At 64.9% G+C, this 17,286-nt stretch carries 14 protein-coding genes and 1 pseudogene; 1 reads left to right on the forward strand and 14 read right to left on the reverse strand.

Annotated elements, in window-relative coordinates; translation table 11 throughout:
• Positions 1-251, forward strand: a 251-nt coding sequence (locus GSQ79_RS07685; protein ID WP_210253035.1) for a hypothetical protein, incomplete at its 5' end; no start/stop codon positions are given.
• Between the two features lie 349 nt (positions 252-600).
• Here GSQ79_RS07685 and GSQ79_RS07690 read toward each other — a convergent pair.
• The 14 genes and pseudogenes from GSQ79_RS07690 to GSQ79_RS07755 form a co-directional block, all read right to left on the reverse strand.
• Positions 601-1,284, reverse strand: coding sequence for a carbon monoxide dehydrogenase subunit G (locus GSQ79_RS07690; RefSeq protein ID WP_158808140.1), 684 nt, complete (start codon positions 1,282-1,284; stop codon positions 601-603).
• Positions 1,275-2,111 (reverse strand): XdhC family protein, encoded by an 837-nt coding sequence (locus GSQ79_RS07695; RefSeq protein ID WP_158808141.1) that lies wholly within the window; start codon positions 2,109-2,111, stop codon positions 1,275-1,277. Before GSQ79_RS07695 ends, GSQ79_RS07690 begins: the two co-directional genes overlap by 10 nt.
• A gap of 1 nt (position 2,112) precedes the next feature.
• On the reverse strand, positions 2,113-3,300 hold the full coding sequence (locus GSQ79_RS07700; RefSeq protein ID WP_158808142.1) for a VWA domain-containing protein: 1,188 nt from the start codon (positions 3,298-3,300) through the stop codon (positions 2,113-2,115).
• A 1-nt stretch (position 3,301) separates the two neighbouring features.
• On the reverse strand, positions 3,302-4,219 hold the full coding sequence (locus tag GSQ79_RS07705) for a MoxR family ATPase (protein ID WP_158808143.1): 918 nt from the start codon (positions 4,217-4,219) through the stop codon (positions 3,302-3,304).
• A gap of 100 nt (positions 4,220-4,319) precedes the next feature.
• Positions 4,320-6,749: pseudogene (locus GSQ79_RS07710) on the reverse strand (aerobic carbon-monoxide dehydrogenase large subunit).
• Positions 6,746-7,246: a (2Fe-2S)-binding protein gene (locus GSQ79_RS07715; RefSeq protein WP_158808144.1), complete on the reverse strand. Its 501-nt coding sequence runs from the start codon at positions 7,244-7,246 to the stop codon at positions 6,746-6,748. The pseudogene GSQ79_RS07710 and the gene GSQ79_RS07715 overlap by 4 nt, the downstream one beginning before the upstream one ends.
• Positions 7,247-7,257: 11 nt before the next feature.
• A complete protein-coding gene (locus GSQ79_RS07720) occupies positions 7,258-8,124 on the reverse strand; it encodes a xanthine dehydrogenase family protein subunit M (RefSeq protein ID WP_158808145.1) in 867 nt (288 codons plus the stop codon).
• A gap of 328 nt (positions 8,125-8,452) precedes the next feature.
• The gene (locus tag GSQ79_RS07725) at positions 8,453-9,664 is read right to left on the reverse strand and encodes an MHYT domain-containing protein (RefSeq protein ID WP_158808146.1); all 1,212 of its coding nucleotides are present in this window, start codon (positions 9,662-9,664) and stop codon (positions 8,453-8,455) included.
• Between the two features lie 136 nt (positions 9,665-9,800).
• Positions 9,801-11,780, reverse strand: coding sequence for a molybdopterin biosynthesis protein (locus GSQ79_RS07730; protein ID WP_158808199.1), 1,980 nt, complete (start codon positions 11,778-11,780; stop codon positions 9,801-9,803).
• Between the two features lie 77 nt (positions 11,781-11,857).
• The gene (locus tag GSQ79_RS07735) at positions 11,858-12,940 is read right to left on the reverse strand and encodes a hypothetical protein (RefSeq protein WP_158808147.1); all 1,083 of its coding nucleotides are present in this window, start codon (positions 12,938-12,940) and stop codon (positions 11,858-11,860) included.
• 268 nt (positions 12,941-13,208) lie between these two features.
• Positions 13,209-14,753, reverse strand: a complete 1,545-nt coding sequence (locus GSQ79_RS07740; RefSeq protein WP_158808148.1) for a 5-methyltetrahydropteroyltriglutamate--homocysteine methyltransferase — start codon at positions 14,751-14,753, stop codon at positions 13,209-13,211.
• Positions 14,750-15,553 carry a phosphonate ABC transporter ATP-binding protein gene (gene phnC, locus GSQ79_RS07745; RefSeq protein WP_158808149.1) on the reverse strand — a complete coding sequence of 268 codons (804 nt, stop codon included), beginning with the start codon at positions 15,551-15,553 and terminating at the stop codon, positions 14,750-14,752. The genes GSQ79_RS07740 and phnC overlap by 4 nt, the downstream gene beginning before the upstream one ends.
• Complete coding sequence (gene phnE / locus GSQ79_RS07750; protein WP_158808150.1) at positions 15,550-16,365, reverse strand: phosphonate ABC transporter, permease protein PhnE; 816 nt, start codon at positions 16,363-16,365, stop codon at positions 15,550-15,552. Before phnE ends, phnC begins: the two co-directional genes overlap by 4 nt.
• A 12-nt stretch (positions 16,366-16,377) precedes the next feature.
• Complete coding sequence (locus GSQ79_RS07755) at positions 16,378-17,268, reverse strand: phosphate/phosphite/phosphonate ABC transporter substrate-binding protein (RefSeq protein WP_158808151.1); 891 nt, start codon at positions 17,266-17,268, stop codon at positions 16,378-16,380.
• Positions 17,269-17,286 lie beyond the last annotated feature (18 nt).

Below are 17,286 nucleotides of genomic sequence, written 5' to 3' on the forward strand. Positions count from 1 at the left end.
TGGGAACCAGCCAGCTGGCAGGCCTGACCGCAACGCAGATGAACGGACTGACGTCCACCACGCTGCAGGCGCTCTCGACCGATCAAATTACATCGCTTAATGCGAATCAAATTGGCGGTCTTACTGCCGCGACAATCGAAAGTCTGTCCACAAGCGACCTTGATGCCTTGAGGACTAATCAGGTCAATAGTATAAACGCTGTTGCTTTTGGTGAATTAAACAGCGCGACTCTCGCCTACCTTGACAACTAAGTATAGCAATAGATGTTTGCCGGAAAACCGCTCCGGCAAACATCTATACTTTATAAACGATCTGACAGGACGGCCACATGTATCCTCCTCTGAGCTATCAAGACGACTTGGCGAGTCGTTTCGCGTCTAACGGGCATCACCCTCACTCATATGAGCTTCTAGGTGCAATAATTTCGGCCGGCTGGATTGAAAGCCACCAACCGAATTTGCTGGAACGTACGCACGTTTGAGGTACACATGAATGGTACACCACCCAGCCGTCATGCTGGAATGTGAAGTGATAATAGTAAGTTAGGTGTTGCAATGCTGGTGGGTCAGAATCCTCCCGCCCCAGCCAGGACCATCGGGCTCAGACTGCCGCGGCACGATGCGACGTGCAGGTTGGCAGGCTCAATGCGGCGTCAGCCTCATGGTGGTGGCCGTCGATGCAACATAGGCCTGCGCTTAACGTCAGAAGCACCACCGCCGCGGATGATGTGCCGAGGATACGGCCAAACCATCCTTTCTTCTCCGTCGGCGCATCCTCGGCCTGTTCGCCCGCCAATGCTTCGGCGATAGATGGATCCACGGGCGCCGCATCCGAAGGCGAGGTGGGTGCCCCGACGATCGCACCGAACTTTTCGAAGAACTCTCCCGCCAGCTTCTTCGCGGTGCCGTCGATGAGACGGCCGCCGAGCTGGGCGATCTTGCCGCCGATTTCCGCTGAAACCAGGTAGGTCAGGATCGTCGCCTCGCCATCCGGCGCCAGCGTGACGCTCGCGCGGCCCTTGGCAAAGCCGGCCATGCCGCCCGCGCCCTCGCCGGAGATCGTGTAGCCGTTCGGCGGGTCCAAGTCCGACAAAGTGACCTTACCTGTAAAGGTCGCCTTGACCGGTCCGATCCGCAGCGTGGCCTTCGCGTCCATCTGATGCTCCGACGTTCGTTCGATCGCGTCGCAGCCGGGAATGCATTGCCGCAACACATCCGTGTCGTTGAGCGCGGCGTAGACGGCCTCCCGAGAGGCCTCGATGCGTTGTATGCCATTCATGTCCATGAGGTCGTCCCCTGCTGTGGCGCGGTGACTCTTTGCCCGTGCCGATGGATGCCGATGATCTCGGCGATGATGGAGAGCGCGATCTCGTCGGGCGTGATCGCGCCGAGATCCAGGCCCGCTGGCGCGCGGATCGCGTCGAGCGCCACGGCATCTATGCCGCCGGCAGCGAGGTCGGTCTTCAGAGCGGTGGCTTTCTTGCGGGATCCAACGAACGCGAGGTATTTCGCGCACGCGCCGACCGCCGCCTGAAGGGCGGCCTTGTCGCCGCTGCCTTGTGTCGCAACGACGAGGTAGCCCCCGGCTGGGATCATGAATCCGTCGATGAGCCGGTCGACATCGAGAAAAGCGGCATGATCGGAAGCCGCCGCGCAGACGACGATGAAAAATCCCATCCGACGTCCGAGATCGGCCAGCGCGACCGCCACTGGTGACGCGCCGCAGATGATCAGCTGGGGCCGCGGCAGAACCGGCTCGACGAACACGTCGATCGTCCCCTGGCTCGGGCACATGTTCCGCGCATAGAAGATCCCGTCGCGCGTCTCGCCGGCGGTTACGGCATGCTCCTGGAGAAGGTCGGCTGGCTGGATGCTGATCAGGCGGGGACAACCGTCGGCCAGGGCCTCGCGCGCCGCCCGAAGAACGGCGCCCCGCGCGCATCCGCCGCCGATCCATCCCCCCGAGATCGTGCCATCGGCCCCGATCACCGCCTTCGCGCCGGCCTTTGCCGCCGTCACCGAGACCGTGCGAACCACCGTGGCCAGCGCGAACGGATCGCCGTTGGTCTTGAACCGGATGGCAAGATCGAGCACGTCGGGGCGGATCGGCATATTAGATCCTCGCCAGATAAGGTTCGAGGGCCTGCAGGCTCGCCAGGTTGTGGGCAGGCGCAAAGAGATCGACGTAAGGGAGCGCCGCCTTCATCCCCGCGGCCTCAGGCGCATAATCCTGCCATCCGATCATCGGGTTCAGCCAGGCGATCCGGCGGCAGCGGCGACGCAGCGCCGCCATCTCGTCGGCGAGTTGCGAGGTAGACCCCGTGTCGTAGCCATCGGAGACGATCATGACGCAGGTGCGCGAATGGATGACACGCTTCGCGTGCCAGCGATTGAAGGTCGCGAGGCTTTCACCGATGCGCGTGCCGCCGCCGGTCCCTTGGGCAATGAGCGTCAGGCGCTCGACGGCGCGTTGCGGGTCACGCTCGCGCAGCGCCGGCGAGACATGGACCAGTTTCGTGTGGAAGACGAAAGCCTCGGCCTCGCGGAAGCAATCCAGCACGCCATGCATGAAGCGCAGGAAGATCGCGGAATAGAGGCTCATCGAGCCGGAGGCATCGAGGAGTACGACGAGACGGAGCGGCTTATGGCGCCGCTGCCGATACGCCAACTGGAACGGCACACCGCCATGGGCGACGCTACTTCGGATGGTGCGACGCAAGTCCAGGATTTGCCCTCGACGACGCGCGCGCATCCGCCGCGTCAGCCGGGCCCGCATGCTCTTCGCCAGCCGCGCGGCGATGCCATGCGCCGCTGCGATGTCACCGGGCGCCACGATATGGCGGAAGTCGATTTGCGCGAGGTTTTCAACGTGCGACGCGCCTTCGCGCGTGCCGCGACCGCCCTGCGATGTGTCGTCGCCTTCGCCGCGCTGGACGGGATCGGGAGCACCCGCGCCGGGTTGATCGGACGTGCCGGTGCGCGGGGCGAACTGTCCGGCTTGCGCCTTCGTCGGTACGCCGGCCAACTTGACGACGGACCGCGTGTTTCGGGTAAACCAGAACGCGTCGAAGGCATCGTCGAATTTCTGCAGGTCGGACCGCCGGTTGCAAAACAACGCGCGTAGGGCGACCCGGAGTCGATGCGGCCGTGCCGCCCCGGGCTCGCTCATGATCAGCAGCGCATCGTGTGTCTCCGCGAGCCCGATGACCAGGCCGTTGTCCCTGAGAACGCGGACGAACGCGACCAGCCGCTCACGGACGCTGGCGCCCAGGCTGCCCTCGGATTGCCGGAGCGCCCTCACCTCAGGCGACCTTGCCGATAAGGCGCGCGGTGACCTCCGGCGTGATGCGTGACCGGTCCTCCGCCGTCTTGATCAGGCACATCATCGTCGCGTGCACCGTTTCCGGATCGTCCTGCAGGTGGCGGACCTCGAGTCCAACGAGCGCTGCGGCCCAATCGAGTGTTTCGGCGACGCCGGGCGATTTCCGCAGCTCCTCCTTGCGGATCAGGCCAACCATCGTCGCCACCTGAAGCGCCAGGGCGGCATCGATGTGGGGGATGCGCGACAACACGATCCGCGCTTCGCGGTCGGCCTCGGGGAAATCGACGTAATGGTACAGGCACCTGCGCCGAAGCGCGTCGGACAGCTCGCGCGTGCCATTCGACGTCAGGACGACGCGCGGAATGGTCGTGGCGGTGATCGTGCCGAGTTCGGGAATCGAGATCTGAAAATCCGCGAGAAGTTCGAGCAGAAAAGCCTCGAATTCCTCGTCGGCTCGGTCGATTTCGTCGATGAGAAGGACTGGCGATACGGGTTGGCGGATGGATGCAAGCAGCGGTCTCTCGAGCAGATAGCGCTCCGAAAAGATGTGCTCTTCGACGGCATCGGCGTCCGCGCCTTCGCGGGCCTTGATCGCGAGAAGTTGGCGCTGGTAGTTCCACTCGTAGAGCGCGCTGCTTTGATCGAGGCCCTCGTAGCATTGCAGCCGGATCAGTTTGGTGCCGTGCGTTTCGGCGAGCGCGCGCGCCACCTCCGTCTTGCCCACGCCGGCCTCGCCTTCCAGCAGAAGGGGACGCGACAGGCTGTCCATCAGCCATAGAGCCGTGGCCAGTTCGCGGTCGGGGATATAGCCCGCCGCAGTCATCTTGGATGCGATTACGTCCTGTGGGATCTTCACTGTCTCGATCCGATAGTTCGCGGGAATTTGACGGGCGGACATACTCCGACCATTCCTGTTTTCGCCATTCGACCGGTGCGCCCAGCCTGACCGGGCTAAACGTCTGTTACGGTACCGTTGTCGTAACGTCGCCGGCCCGCGTTCAGCGATGCAGGCCGAGACGTTCGCCGACCTTCCAGAGCCGCCATGCGTCGTGCGGCATCTGGATGTGCCCCGCGTCGAGAAAGGCGTAGGCGTCGTTCACCGCATTGGAGAAGCACGGGACGCCGCCGACGTGGGGACTTTCGCCCACGCCTTTCGCACCGATCGGGTGGTGTGGCGACGGCGTGACGGTAAAGTCCGTTTCCCAATGCGGGGTCTCGACGGCGGTGGGCAGGAAGAAATCCATGAAGCTCGCGCCCATCACGTTGCCGGTCGCGTCGTAGCGGATTTCCTGGCCCATCGCGCAGGCAAAAGCCTCCGTCAAGCCGCCGTGGACCTGACCCTCGATGATCATCGGATTGATCCGCGTCCCGCAATCGTCGAGCGCATAGAAACGTCGCGTCTTCGCGACGCCGGTATCGACGTCGATATCCATGATGCAGAAATAGGCGCCGAACGGGTAGGTCATGTTCGGCGGCTCGTAATAGTTCACCGCCTCCAGGCCCGGCTCGAGGTTCGGCGGCGGGCTGTTGTAGGCCGCCCACGCGATCTCCTTCATCGTCTTGAACCGCTCCGGCAGGCCCTTGACGCGAAATCGGTCGACGTCCTAGTCGAGATCGCCTTCATGAACCTCGAGCATATAGGCCGCGATCATCTGCGCCTTCGCCTTGATCTTCCGCGCCGCGACGGCGGTCGCCGCGCCTGCGACCGGCGTCGACCGCGAGCCGTAGGTGCCGAGCCCGTAAGGCGCCGTGTCGGTGTTGCCTTCCTCGATCATGATATCGTCGGCGGGGATGCCGAGTTCCGTTGCGATGATCTGGGCATAGGTCGTTTCGTGGCCTTGCCCCTGACTCTTCGTGCCCATCCGCGCGATGATCGAGCCCGTCGGATGGATCCGGATCTCCGCGGAATCGAACATGGCGACGCCGAGAATGTCGCAGTTTTTGGACGGGCCCGCGCCGACGATCTCGGTAAAGAAGGCGATGCCGATTCCCATGATGTCGCGCGTCTCGCCGCGTCGGAACGCTTCGCGCTTCTTCGCTTGCTCGTCGCGCAGCTGCGCGTAACCGACGGCCTCCATCGCCTTCTTCATAGCGGTGGGATAGTCGCCGCTGTCGTAGTCCCACCCCAGGGCCGAGTGATACGGAAACTGTTCGGGCTTGATGAAATTGCGGATGCGCAGTTCGGCCGAATCCATATCGAGTTTCTTCGCCAGCACCTCGACCGCGCGTTCGATCGCGAAGACCGCTTCGGTCACCCGGAACGAACAGCGATAGGCGACGCCCCCGGCCGCCTTGTTGGTATAGACGCCGTCGACGGCGAGATGCGCCACCGGGATGTCGTAGGAGCCGGTGCAGATGTTCATGAATCCGGCGGGCCATTTGGACGGATCGGCGCAGGCGTCGAACGCGCCGTGATCCGCCAGCACATGAACGCGCATCGCCAGGATCTTGCCGTCTTTGGTCGCGGCGAGCTCGGTGGTCATGTGGTAGTCGCGAGCGAACGACGTCGTGGAGAGGTTCTCCATGCGGTCTTCGACCCACTTGACGGGCACGCCGAGCACGATGGACCCGACGACGGAGCAGACGTAGCCGGCGTAGACGCCGACCTTGTTGCCGAAGCCACCGCCGATGTCCGGCGCGATGACATGGATCTTGTGTTCCGGCAGTCCGGAGATCAGCGAGACGACCGTGCGCACGACATGCGGCGCCTGAAAGGTGCCCCACAATGTGAGTTCGCCCTTGACCTTGTCCATCGACGCCAGCGACTGGCAGGTCTCCAAGGGCGAGGGATGGGTGCGGTGATCGACGAACATCTCCTTGATCGTCACGTCCGCCGTGGCGAACACGGCGTCGGTGGCCTCGCGGTCGCCGATGGTCCACTCGAAGATATGGTTGGGATGCTTGCGCGGTCCGTGGGCGCCGGTCATCTTGTCCTTGATGTCCTCGCGCAGGATCGGCGCGTCCGGTGCCATCGACAGGAACGGATCGACGATGCACGGCAGCGCCTCGTAGACGACGTCGACGAGTTCGATGGCGTCCGCGGCGATGTAGCGATCCTTGGCGATGACGAACGCCACCTCCTGGTTCTGGAACAGCACCTTCTCGTCGGCCAGCACCGCCTGGACGTCGCCCGCCAGCGTTGGCATGTAGTGCAAGCCTAGCGGCTTCAGATCGGCCGCGGTGAGTACCGCGACGACGCCTGGAAGCGCCTTGGCGCGCGCGGTGTCGATGCTGATGATGCGGGCATGCGCATGCGGCGAGCGGACGAAGTCGCCGAACGTCATGTTGGGGAGTTTGACGTCGTCGACATAAGTGCCTTTGCCCTGCGTGAAGCGGATGTCCTCGACCCGCTTGCGGCGGCACCCCATGCCTTGCAGTTTTTCGGTGCGCTCCGCGCGGTCGACGTCGATCGGGCTATGCTCGTTCATTCCGCGGCCTCCTGGAACGGGGTGCCATTGATCTTGGCCGCCGCATATTGGATGGCCTTGACGATGTTCACGTAGCCGGTGCAACGGCACAGATTGCCGGCGATTCCGTAGCGGATCTCGCTTTCCGTCGGAGCCGGGTTTTCGAGGAGGAGGCGGTGCGCGCGCAGGATCATACCTGGCGTACAGTATCCGCATTGCAAGCCATGCATCATCCGGAAGCCCTCCTGGACCGCACTCAGCGTTCCGTCGGCACCGGCGATCCCTTCGATCGTGGTGATCTGCGCGCCTGCGGCCTGGACCGCGAAGGTCATGCAGCTCTTGACCGACATGCCGTCGATTTCCACCGTGCAGGCGCCGCAGTGGCCGGTGTCGCAACCGATATGGGCACCGGTCAGGTTCATCTGTTCGCGCAGAAAATGGATCAGCAGCGTGCGAGACTCGACGAGCGCCTCGGCCTGTTCGCCGTTGATGGTGAGTTCGATGAGTGTCTTGGCCATGCGCGCCCCCTTCAAGCCGTGGCGCGGGATTTCGCCCGCTCGATCGCGCGGCGCAGCATCACGCCCGCCATCTTGGTCCGGTACTCGGCGGGCCCACGCATGTCGGACGCCGGATTCGTGATCGACTCCGCGGCGGCCACGGCTCGGTCTAGGGTTGCCGTATCCAACGTAGATCCGACGAGGATCCGTGCCGCTTCCTCGGCCCAGAGCGGCGTTTCCGAGACGTTGGTGAGGCCGATGGAGGCCGTCGCGCAGCGGCCGTCGGCAACGGTGAGGACGACGGCCGCGGCGGCGGTCGCGTAATCGCCGATCTTGCGCTTCAGCTTTTCGTAGGCGTAGCCGTGGCCGTGGGGCGGGACCTTGATCCGAACCGCGGTCACGATGCCACCGGCCTGCAACGCCGTATCGTAAGCGCCAAAATAGAAGGCGCGCGCTGGAATCCTGCGCGGGCCGGCCTCGTCGACCACTTCGTATGCCGCGTCGAGACATTGCATGACCGCCGGCATATCGTTGCCCGGATCGCCGTTGGCGACGTTTCCGCCCAGGGTTCCCTTGTAGCGGATTTGCGGATCCGCGATGACCAGCGCGGTTTCCTTGAGAAGCGGGATGCGTTCCGCCAGGAGCGCGGAGCCGATGAGTTCGGCCTGCGTCGTCATCGCCGCAATGACGATGTCGTCGCCGTCGACTTGGATGCCTTTGAGACTCGCAATGGCCCCGAGGTCCACCAGATGCTCCGGTGTGGCCAGGCGCGTCTTCATGAGGGGGATGAGGCTGTGGCCGCCGGCGAGCGGCCTTGCCTCGTCGCCAAGACTCGCAAGAAGCGCGACGGCTTCCGCGATCGAGGCGGGGCGATGATAGTCGAATCGGCCCGGTATCATCGATGCTCCTCCCAGAGCGGACGGGCTTCTGAGAGAGCCTCGTCGCCTTTCCAGACTTCCCTCAACGCATGTCGTTTCGGGGCCGGTCGGGATGGGAAGTATCCGGAGCTCAGGGCGCGTCCGACAAGCGCAAACGCACGAGCGGAGTGTAAACTGCCCTAAATGCCGTGCTCTGCACGAAATGCATCGGCGGTTGCACCAAATGCATCTGCCGAAGGATGTAATCTCGTTGCATCACGGACCCACAAAGGACGATGTCGGATCGCGTCGAGAACGGCTCGCGGTCTACGCGCGATGCCGGCCAGTGCGGTGGATGACGAGAATCCGCTTAGATACGGTTTTCGCCAGTGTGAGCATCGGCCTGAAAGGCCATGAGGCAGGCGCGAAGATCCGAAATGCGGTTTCGGCTGATCGGCACGGTACGCCTGACCGGCGAGCCTATCTCGGCTACGCCAGAATTCGCCGCTTTCTTCACGCTGACCACATGCGCCAGGCTCACGATATAGCTGCGATGGGTGCGGTAAAACGTCTGCTTTGGCAGACGCTCGGCTATCTCGCTGATGGTCAGCGGACAGAACAGGTCGTCATGGCCATCAAAGATATAGGTGTAATGGGCGTTCGAATGGACGGAGACGATATCGGTCAGGGCAATCTGACATCGGCTCCGATTCTTTTCGATCGGCAACGCTGCGCACATGTCCAAAGGCGGCGACGCCATCACGGGCGCGAGAGGCCCTTCCCGCGCCGATCGATCGATGGCAACACTTTCTGATGGACCCCGGCTGATCGCAGCGTCGTGCGGCAGCCCGCTCGCTTTAAACGTCTCACGGATTGGCTTTTCATCGGACGCGCTTGGCACCAGCGTCAACATGAAGGCGCCTGAGATCGAGAAGGCGACGACGCTGACGATCATCGCCAGATAGTCCCCTGATATGGCCTCGCCTGCGGGATCGGGAGACGGCATCGAATGGAAGGCCGTTCCCGCCATGGCCATATAGTGCATGCCGGAAATCGCGATTCCCATCGCTACGGCGCAGAGCCAGAACGCCGGCCGCCGTAGCGTCATAAACGCCAGGGCTAGCGACAGACCAGACGCAACGATCGCTATGGCGATACTTGCGAGAACAAACAGCGGGGCATGCTCCATATGGACGCTGGCGTGGAGCGCCATCATGCCGACGAAATGCATCGAAGCGATGCCCGTCCCCATGATCACGGATCCAACGATCAACATCAAAGTGGAGCGGAGGCTCGCGAGGTAGATCGCGACGCCCGTCACCAAGGCGCAGATGAGGAAAGAAATCAGCGTGGGGAGGATCGCGTAGTCGATCCGGATCGGCGTTTCGATCGCGAGCATGCCGATGAAATGCATGCCCCAGATGCCGATCGCGAGCGATACAGTCGCGCCGGCAAGCAGCCTTCGCCGATTGGCCGCGAAAGCGCCCGGGACGAGATGCGCCAAGCTCAATCCGACAAAACTGGCTTGGATCGCCACAGCAATCGATAAGGCGACCAGGATGAAGTTGTAATGGAAACTCATTCTCTCAGGTCGAGTGCGCCCGACGAACCGTTTCAATCCTGGGTCGAGGTGTCAATTGCCCCAAAGGTTGGGCGTCGTTGATCGGATGAGGTTTTCTTGCGCGCGCTCGAACGCCGGATAGCGAGACCGGCTCAGTCTAGCCGAGACCTCGCTCGACGCCATCTGAAGCAGGGATAAACCCGAGATCGCGCAGGGCAGCCTGAACCGGCGTCTCACGGAGCGCCGCGACGAAAGCCCGCACCGCCGGTCTGTCGCGCCGCCCGATCGGGACGGCGAAATCATAATGCTCCTCCGCGATCGGCAGGAAGCCGAGCTTATAGGCAGCCGCAACGGGTTCGATAGCGATGCCCCAGTCCGCGCGGCCCTGCGCCACGGCGGCGGCAACCGCATTGTGCGACTTCGGCTGGTTCCAGTAGCCGAGCGGCCGCGTCGCGCCGACCAGCTTGTCGATCAGCACGCGCGTGCCGGCCCCGGCATTGCGGTTGACCATGTGGCAGGTCGGATCCGTGCGCGCGGTGGCGAGCGCCGTACCGAGATCGCGACCGGCGAAACGCGCATCATCCTCGCGGAAGACGAAGCCTTGCATGCGCCGCCAACCCTCGACCAGCACGAGCTCAGGCCCGAGCAGCGGCGCGTTGTAGAGTCCGCTGACAGGATCGAGCAGGTGCATCGGCGCGATGTCGCACTCGCCGCGCGTCGCGGCGGACAGGCCGCCGCTCGACCCGATGGCGACGGTGCGCACGCCGAACCCCTGTTCGGCCAGCCGGTCGATCACCGCCTCCAGGCCGGTGCAATGCGATCCGATGATGGTGAGGTCCGGCACGCGCACTGCGGAATCGAACAAGGTGACCGGCGATCGGGTCCCTTCGGCAACCCGATCGCTCAGCGCGTCGACGGTAATGAAGCCGTCGGCCTGCGAGAAGGCTGAGACGGCCCCCGATCCCTTCGACAGCGGAAAGGCGCCGAGGCCGTCGTCGGCTTGCGACAACGCCACCATCACGAATTCGGTGCGGCCGAGGTCGGAGAGGATGCGCACCGCGGTCGTCGCCTCGACGGCAACGTCGTGCCGGGCTGCCAGCCCGCCCATCGCGCGGAGCACCGGCACCACGAAATCGTGGAACGTGAACATCGCCGAGGTCGGAAATCCCGGTAGCACGACGACAGGCTTGCCGTCAGCGACGGCGAGGCACAGCGGCTTGCCGGGCTTCAGCGCCACGCCATGGGCGATGATGCCGGGTCGGCCGAGCTGCGACACCGAGCGGTAGGTGAGATCGCCGGCGCTCTTCGACGTGCCGCCCGAGAGGATAATCATGTCGCAGGTCGCGAGGGCATCCGCGAGCGCCGCGTCGAGCTGGTCGGCGCGGTCCGGGAGCGCGCCGAAGGCGATCGGCTCGCCGCCGTTCTCGGCAACCGCCGCGGCGACGATCGGCCCGTTGGAATCATAGATCGCGGCGGGGCGCAGCGGCTCGCCGGGCTGCACCAGTTCGTCGCCGGTCGACAGCACGGCGACGCGCGGCTTGCGGTAGACCGGCACCGTCGCGATGCCGCAGGCGGCGAGCATGCCGATCTCGCGCGAACCGATCAGGCCGCCGCGGCGCAGCAGGGTTTCGCCGCGGGCAATGTCCGAGCCGGCGAAGCCGATGTTCTGGCCGGGGCTTACGGCGCGCGTCACCAGCACGCCCCCCGTCGCGTCGATGTCGGTCTGCTCGACCATGACCACCGCATCGGCACCGCGCGGAATCGGGCCGCCGGTGGCGATCGGCGTCGCCGACCCGCCGTAGACCGTGAGCTTGGGCAGAACGCCGCAGCCGATCGTCTCGGCGTTGAGGTCGAGCACGACGGGCGCATTGTCCCGTGCCCGGGCGACGTCGTCGGCTCGCACGGCGAAGCCATCGACGTGCGAGCGATCGAACGGCGGCACGTCGATCGGCGAGCGCAAGGTTTCGGCCAGCACCCGGCCGAGGCTTGCCGCGAGCGATACGACTTCGGTGCCGAGCGGCTGCATCGACAGCGCCGCCTCGAACCGGGCCTTCGCGTCTTCGCGCGACAAAATGGTGAGGAACTGCTCCTGTCTCAACGACGCGAGGCGGGATGGATCTATGTCGGGCGTGATCATCGGCGCCTTGTAGCGGGTCGGCAGCCGTTTCATCTAGGGCTTAAAGCTGCCCGGAGCCATGCGGCCGGTGCGGAGGCTCAAAGAAACGAGCCTCGCAAAAGCGTCCCCACGGGAAAACCCTCATGTTCCGCGGCAACGAGGCAATACGCGTCCGCCGAAGCGCATGCTGCCCAGGAGACGCTGCCGGTCGCGATCGGTTCCCACATTGCGTGGCCGGCCGCCGTCCGACGCAACAGGACGAGCTCAGTCCATCCGGGTGCGGAGACGATCTTGGACGATAGCGGAAGCACTTCGGAGGGCTGGGAGGGGGCCGCGGCGGCAAGCGAGGCGAGACAACGGGCGATGACCAGGTGCCAGGCCGCCAGCGCGTCCTCCATGCGGTCAGGCACGATGAAGACGGGGCGCGCCCCACCGCCCTTTTTCGGCACCATGACGATAGCGGTCGAGGCGGCGGGGCGAATGGCAAGCCCGTGCGCGATGAGCCTGCCTTGAGCGGCGAAGCGTTTCACTGACGTCGCCGAAGCGGCATACCCGGGCTCGCAAAGGCAGACCGTCGCATCGGCTTCGGCGGAATCAACAATCGATGCGCCGACAGCTGAAGCAAGGTCCGCGATCATGCGGGCCACGGGACCGGCGCCCTCGATACTCAGACGAGGGATTCTGACGAGGACATTTTCGATGCCGCAAAGACCGAGCAGCGCACGAACGGCGGAGCGAAGCTGATCACCGGCGGAGACGATGACGCCGCCGACGTCGAGGTCTTCCCCGGGGTCGCGGACGCCCGACCCGGGGAAGGTCGATAGGAGTACCTCCGTGCAAGCTGCACTCTGGATGATGGCATCCGGCGGGAGAACGGCATCACATCCCTCCGCCATTGCTTCTCCGGCGCGAACGGCTCGAAGAGGTCCGGTTACATAGGACGGCGCATACGGCGTGGCGCCGATGGTTTCCTGAGAAACGGCCATGTAGCCGTCACGCAGTGCGATCCGCATCGTCGGATGAGCCTGAACGGAACGAATGGTCTCGGCCGCGATGCGGCCGGATGCGTCTTGCAGAGCACGCTGGCTCGGCGCGACCGGATCGATCGCCGACAGGACGCTCGACAGCGCATCCTGCAACGGCATCAAGGTCCCGAAGTCCTGAAGGGGCTGAGAGGTCAAAAGATCATCCATCGGCGCCCGACGCTGCGCCGTTCGCGACCGTGGAAGCGACGGTTGTTCGGATCTGCTGTAGCACACCTTCACCTGGTCCGGTCGAACGGCACCGAACGCAGTGCGCAACACTACCGACACGCAGGTGAGGGAACCGCCGATCTCGATCGAGGATCCCTTAACATGCTCGCATCCGCCGCTCGCATCCGTGTCATCAAGGAAGTCGCAGTGCTGTCGAAAGCGCCATGTCCGTTGCCGAGAGGAACGGCAGCCCGCTTCAGACGCCGTAACCCGCCTTGAGAATCACCGCTGCTTCGGCGATCGCCCGCATCTTCGCAGCGGCAACCTCCGACGAGGCCAGCGGGTTGTCGGCAAAGGTCGCAAAGCCGCAGTCCGGCGTCAGCAGCACGCGTTCGGCGCCGAGCAGCCGGATCGCGTCCTCGGCCTTCGCCAGGATGGCCGCGACGCTTTCGACAGCATCGAGTTTCTGGTTCACGACGCCGATCCCGACCCGCATGTCGTCAGGCAGTGCTTTCAGGATCGCCAGGTCGCCGGCGCGCGGCGTGCAGGTCTCCAGCAGCAGCATGCCGATCGGCAACTGCTTGAATAGGTCGATCAGCGGCGCATAGTCGCCGCTTAAGGCTGCGCTTTCGTCGCGGGTCCAGTTGCCGCGGCACATGTGCATCGCCACCCGCTCGCGCGGCACACCGTCGAGAACGGCGTGCAACAGCTCGCGGGCAAAACTCAGCTCGGTCTCGACATTGCCGCGGGCGCTCAGCGCCCCGCACATGAAACTGCGGCTGCTGCCGGTTACCGCGGCGAAGACAACTTCCGAGAGCACCGGCTCGTCGAGCTGGACGATGGCGGCGCCTTCGGCGAGCGCAAAGAAGATTTCCTCCCGGAGGATGCGCACGATATCGGCGGCCAGAGCCTCGCGGGAGGCGTAGGCCTGGTCGGCGAGGCACTCCAGCCACATCGTCCGCGTCAGCAGGTAGGGACCGGGGAGCGCCACCTTGACCGGCTTGTCGGTAAGCGTGCGGACATACCGCACCTCGTGGGCGACGAGGGGACGGCTGCGGCCGAGCGGCCCGAACACGAAGGGATGGCGAACGTCGGCGGCCGGCACGTCGAGGGCGCGGAGCTCTTCGGCGAAATGCTCGGGGTCGTCGACCAGCGGCAGAATGTCGGTCAACGGGATCAGCTCGCAATTGTCGAGGCGTGCGCCGACGAAGCTGGCGTAGCTGTCGCGCCGCTGCTCGCCGTCGCTCACCACGTCGACGCCGGCCGCAATCTGGGCGGAGACCGCCAGGCGCACCGCATCGTCGGCCGCTGCCTCGAACTCGTCGTCGCCGAGGCGGCCTTCGAGATGTTCGTGCAGCGCGCGCATCAGCCAGCGCGGCCGCGGCCAGCTGCCGATGCCCATCACCGACAGCGGCACGATTTCTGGCGCGGCTGCCGGCTGCGGCAGCGAGGTCGGGATGGTCACCGGCACGACCCGCTCGCGCAAGCTCAACACGCGCTCGGCGCGTTCGGTCGACATGGGTTTTAACACCACCCGTTCCGACAACGCGCCTTTGCAGACCAGAAAGCTGCGCTGCAGACCGACCTTGGTGACGGACACGAGTTCGTTGCCGGTCAGCCGGCACCAGGCTGGCAAGTCTTCGTCGACCGAAATCTCCGTCGATCGGATCTCCAGCAAGCCGCCGCGCGGCAACGGGTTGATGTGTCGGCGGATCAGCAAGAGCAGGCCATTGCCGCAGTCGAGGTCGCCGCCGTCGAAGCCGACGTCGGCCGGCTGAGAATGCTGCTGCATCGGCGTCATGGATGAATGTCCTGAAAGCGAGGCGTCGGATTCAACGAGGGATCCGGCTCCGAGATCGGCGTCGCATAGAGGCGGATCGCGGCCGCCTCGTCGAAGGCATCGGCGGGTCCGTCAAAAACGACGCGCCCTTGCGCGAGCCCAACAATCCGATCGCTGTGGCTGCGGGCGAAATGCGTTTGGTGCAGGCTGCAGACGACGCCGACGCCGTCGCTAAGCGCGATGCCGCGCAGCAGATCGAGCACGCCGGCCGCTGCCGTCGGATCGAGACTGGCTATGGGTTCGTCGGCGATGATGACGTCGGCGCTTTGCGCCAAAGCGCGGGCGATCGCGACTCGCTGCTGCTGTCCGCCGGACAGCGTGTCGGCGCGCGCCGTGGCGAAACTCAGAAGTCCGACCCGATCGAGGCAGTCGAGCGCCAGCAAGCGATCTCGTCGCGAAAAGCGACGCGTGATGCCTCGCCACGCCGAGACATGGCCGAGACGGCCGGCCAGCACGTTGTCCAGCGTGCTGAGCCGGCCGACCAGATTGTAGTGCTGGAAGACGATGGCGACGCGCCGCCGCGCGCGCCCTGCATCTTTCGTGACCGCTGCGCCGCCGATCCTCACAGATCCCTCATCGGGTGCCGTCAGCCCCGTCAGACAGCGAAACAACGTGGTCTTGCCGGCGCCGCTCGGGCCGAGGATGGCGACGAGTTCGCCTTGAGCGACGCTAAAGCCGACGTCGTCCAGCACAACGCGGCCCTTGTAGCGCTTGCTGAGACCTGTCGCCTCGAGCCGCGGCGTTTCTAGGGGGCCGCTCATGCTGCGACGAGCCGGCGTCGCATCCAGGCCGATGCGTGATCGATGATCGTCACCGTCGCGAGAATGATCGCGAGGATCGTGGCGAGGCGCGGAAAATCCAGCAGGTCCATGCTGTTCTTCAGGTCCTGGCCGATGCCGCCGGCGCCGATCACGCCGAGTACGGTCGAGGCGCGCACGTTGAACTCGAACCAGAACAGCGCCGTCGACAGCAGCACCGGCAGCAGGTCGGGTAGCAGCGCATAGGCGAGCGCCGGAAAGCGGCCGGCTCCGGTCGCGCGGATCGCGTCGTAAGGGCCGAGATCGGCGTTCTCGATCGTGTCGGAAAACAATTTTGCCGCGCTGCCCCAGGTGTGCAGGGCGATGCCGAGGACGCCGGCGAACGGCCCCAGACCCACGGCCGCGACGAACAGCAGCGCGAAGATGAAAGAGTCGATGCTGCGCAGGGCGTTCAGCACCCAGCGTGCCGGATAGGACAGAAGCGGTATGGGCGTGATGTTGCGGCTCGCCAAAATCGCCATCGGGGCCGCCAGAATCGTTGCCAGCGTGGTACCGAGCGCCGCCATCGCCACGGTTTCGGCGGTGCGCTGGACGAACACCGGCACCTCGGTGAAATCAGGCGGCCAGGCCTTTGCGATCCAGCTCCACAGCCGCGGGAGCCCCTGGACGAGACGGCCGAGATCGACGTCGGCGAGTTTCCACGCCGTCGCGTAGAACGCAAGGATTGCCGCCGCTCCGATCCACAAGCGGACGCGGCGGCCGAGACCCTTTTCCAAGGTCTCGATCCGGAAGAGTTCGCGCTCCGCCGCGGTCATGACCGGCGCGCTTCAGCTTTTGGCTTTGATCTTGCCGACCGCGATGCCGGCCTGCTCGATCGTTGCATAGGAGGCGTGGGTCGCCGGGACGAAGCCGGTGTAGCGGTTCGGCAGCAGCGTTTTGGCCTCATCGAGTGTGATGGCGCTCAAAATGTCGCGGACCTGCGCGGCAAACTCCGGTGTCGCAGCTGGGCTGACGACGATCGCATCGTTGGGCAGCGGATCGGAGGTCCAGACGATCTTGTTGGCGTCGGCCGCCACCTTGCCGCTGGCGATCATCGCATTGCGATTGCGGTCGAAGTCGGTGGCGAGATCGGACTGGCCCGAGCTGACGGCGATCTCGTTGGCCGCATGGGTCGCGCCTTCGCGATACGTCCAGAACGTTTTTGGGTCGATCGTCCAGGTCCGTTTCGCGGTGAAGGTCGGGATCAGCCAGCCCGACGTCGAGCCGACGTCGGCGAAGGACATCGTCATGCCGCGCGTGTCGTCCGGAAATTTTGCGATCGCGAGGTCCGGCTTGGCGATGACGATCGCGTGGTAGAAAGGCTTATCGTCGTATTTCGCGGTGGCGATGGCCTGACAGCCGGTCGCGTTGTTGGCGATGATGTAGCCCCACGGCCCCATCCAGGCGACATCGAGCTGGCCGGAACCCATGGCGACCGCCATGCCCGCCCAGTCCGTTGTGGCGAATAGCTCGTAGTCGACTCCGAGCTTTTTTGCCAGATGCGCGAAGACCGGGCCGTAGACTTTCTTCGTGTCGTCCGGGTTCGGCAGCAGCGGCCCCACGCCGAAGCGAAGCTTTTTCGTCTGCGCGAAGGCCGGCTTGAACAGCGAAGACATGGCAACGCCGGATCCGGCGGCAAGCAGGCGGCGGCGGTGAAGCGTGAAAGGTGTCGAGGTCATCGTCGGGTCCAAGAGATG

The organism is Beijerinckia sp. L45 (genome assembly GCF_009765775.1).
Classification (GTDB): domain Bacteria; phylum Pseudomonadota; class Alphaproteobacteria; order Rhizobiales; family Beijerinckiaceae; genus RH-AL1.

Excerpts from the sequence above, each read along its gene's own strand:
- GSQ79_RS07740 (WP_158808148.1), bottom strand. The coding sequence starts at position 14,753 with ATGACGCCGATGCAGCAGCATTCTCAGCCGGCCGACGTCGGCTTCGAC.
- GSQ79_RS07715 (WP_158808144.1), bottom strand. The coding sequence starts at position 7,246 with ATGGCCAAGACACTCATCGAACTCACCATCAACGGCGAACAGGCCGAG.
- phnE (WP_158808150.1), bottom strand. The coding sequence starts at position 16,365 with ATGACCGCGGCGGAGCGCGAACTCTTCCGGATCGAGACCTTGGAAAAG.
- GSQ79_RS07725 (WP_158808146.1), bottom strand. The coding sequence starts at position 9,664 with ATGAGTTTCCATTACAACTTCATCCTGGTCGCCTTATCGATTGCTGTG.
- GSQ79_RS07690 (WP_158808140.1), bottom strand. The coding sequence starts at position 1,284 with ATGGACATGAATGGCATACAACGCATCGAGGCCTCTCGGGAGGCCGTC.
- GSQ79_RS07695 (WP_158808141.1), bottom strand. The coding sequence starts at position 2,111 with ATGCCGATCCGCCCCGACGTGCTCGATCTTGCCATCCGGTTCAAGACC.
- phnC (WP_158808149.1), bottom strand. The coding sequence starts at position 15,553 with ATGAGCGGCCCCCTAGAAACGCCGCGGCTCGAGGCGACAGGTCTCAGC.
- GSQ79_RS07730 (WP_158808199.1), bottom strand. The coding sequence starts at position 11,780 with ATGATCACGCCCGACATAGATCCATCCCGCCTCGCGTCGTTGAGACAG.
- GSQ79_RS07705 (WP_158808143.1), bottom strand. The coding sequence starts at position 4,219 with ATGTCCGCCCGTCAAATTCCCGCGAACTATCGGATCGAGACAGTGAAG.
- GSQ79_RS07755 (WP_158808151.1), bottom strand. The coding sequence starts at position 17,268 with ATGACCTCGACACCTTTCACGCTTCACCGCCGCCGCCTGCTTGCCGCC.
- GSQ79_RS07720 (WP_158808145.1), bottom strand. The coding sequence starts at position 8,124 with ATGATACCGGGCCGATTCGACTATCATCGCCCCGCCTCGATCGCGGAA.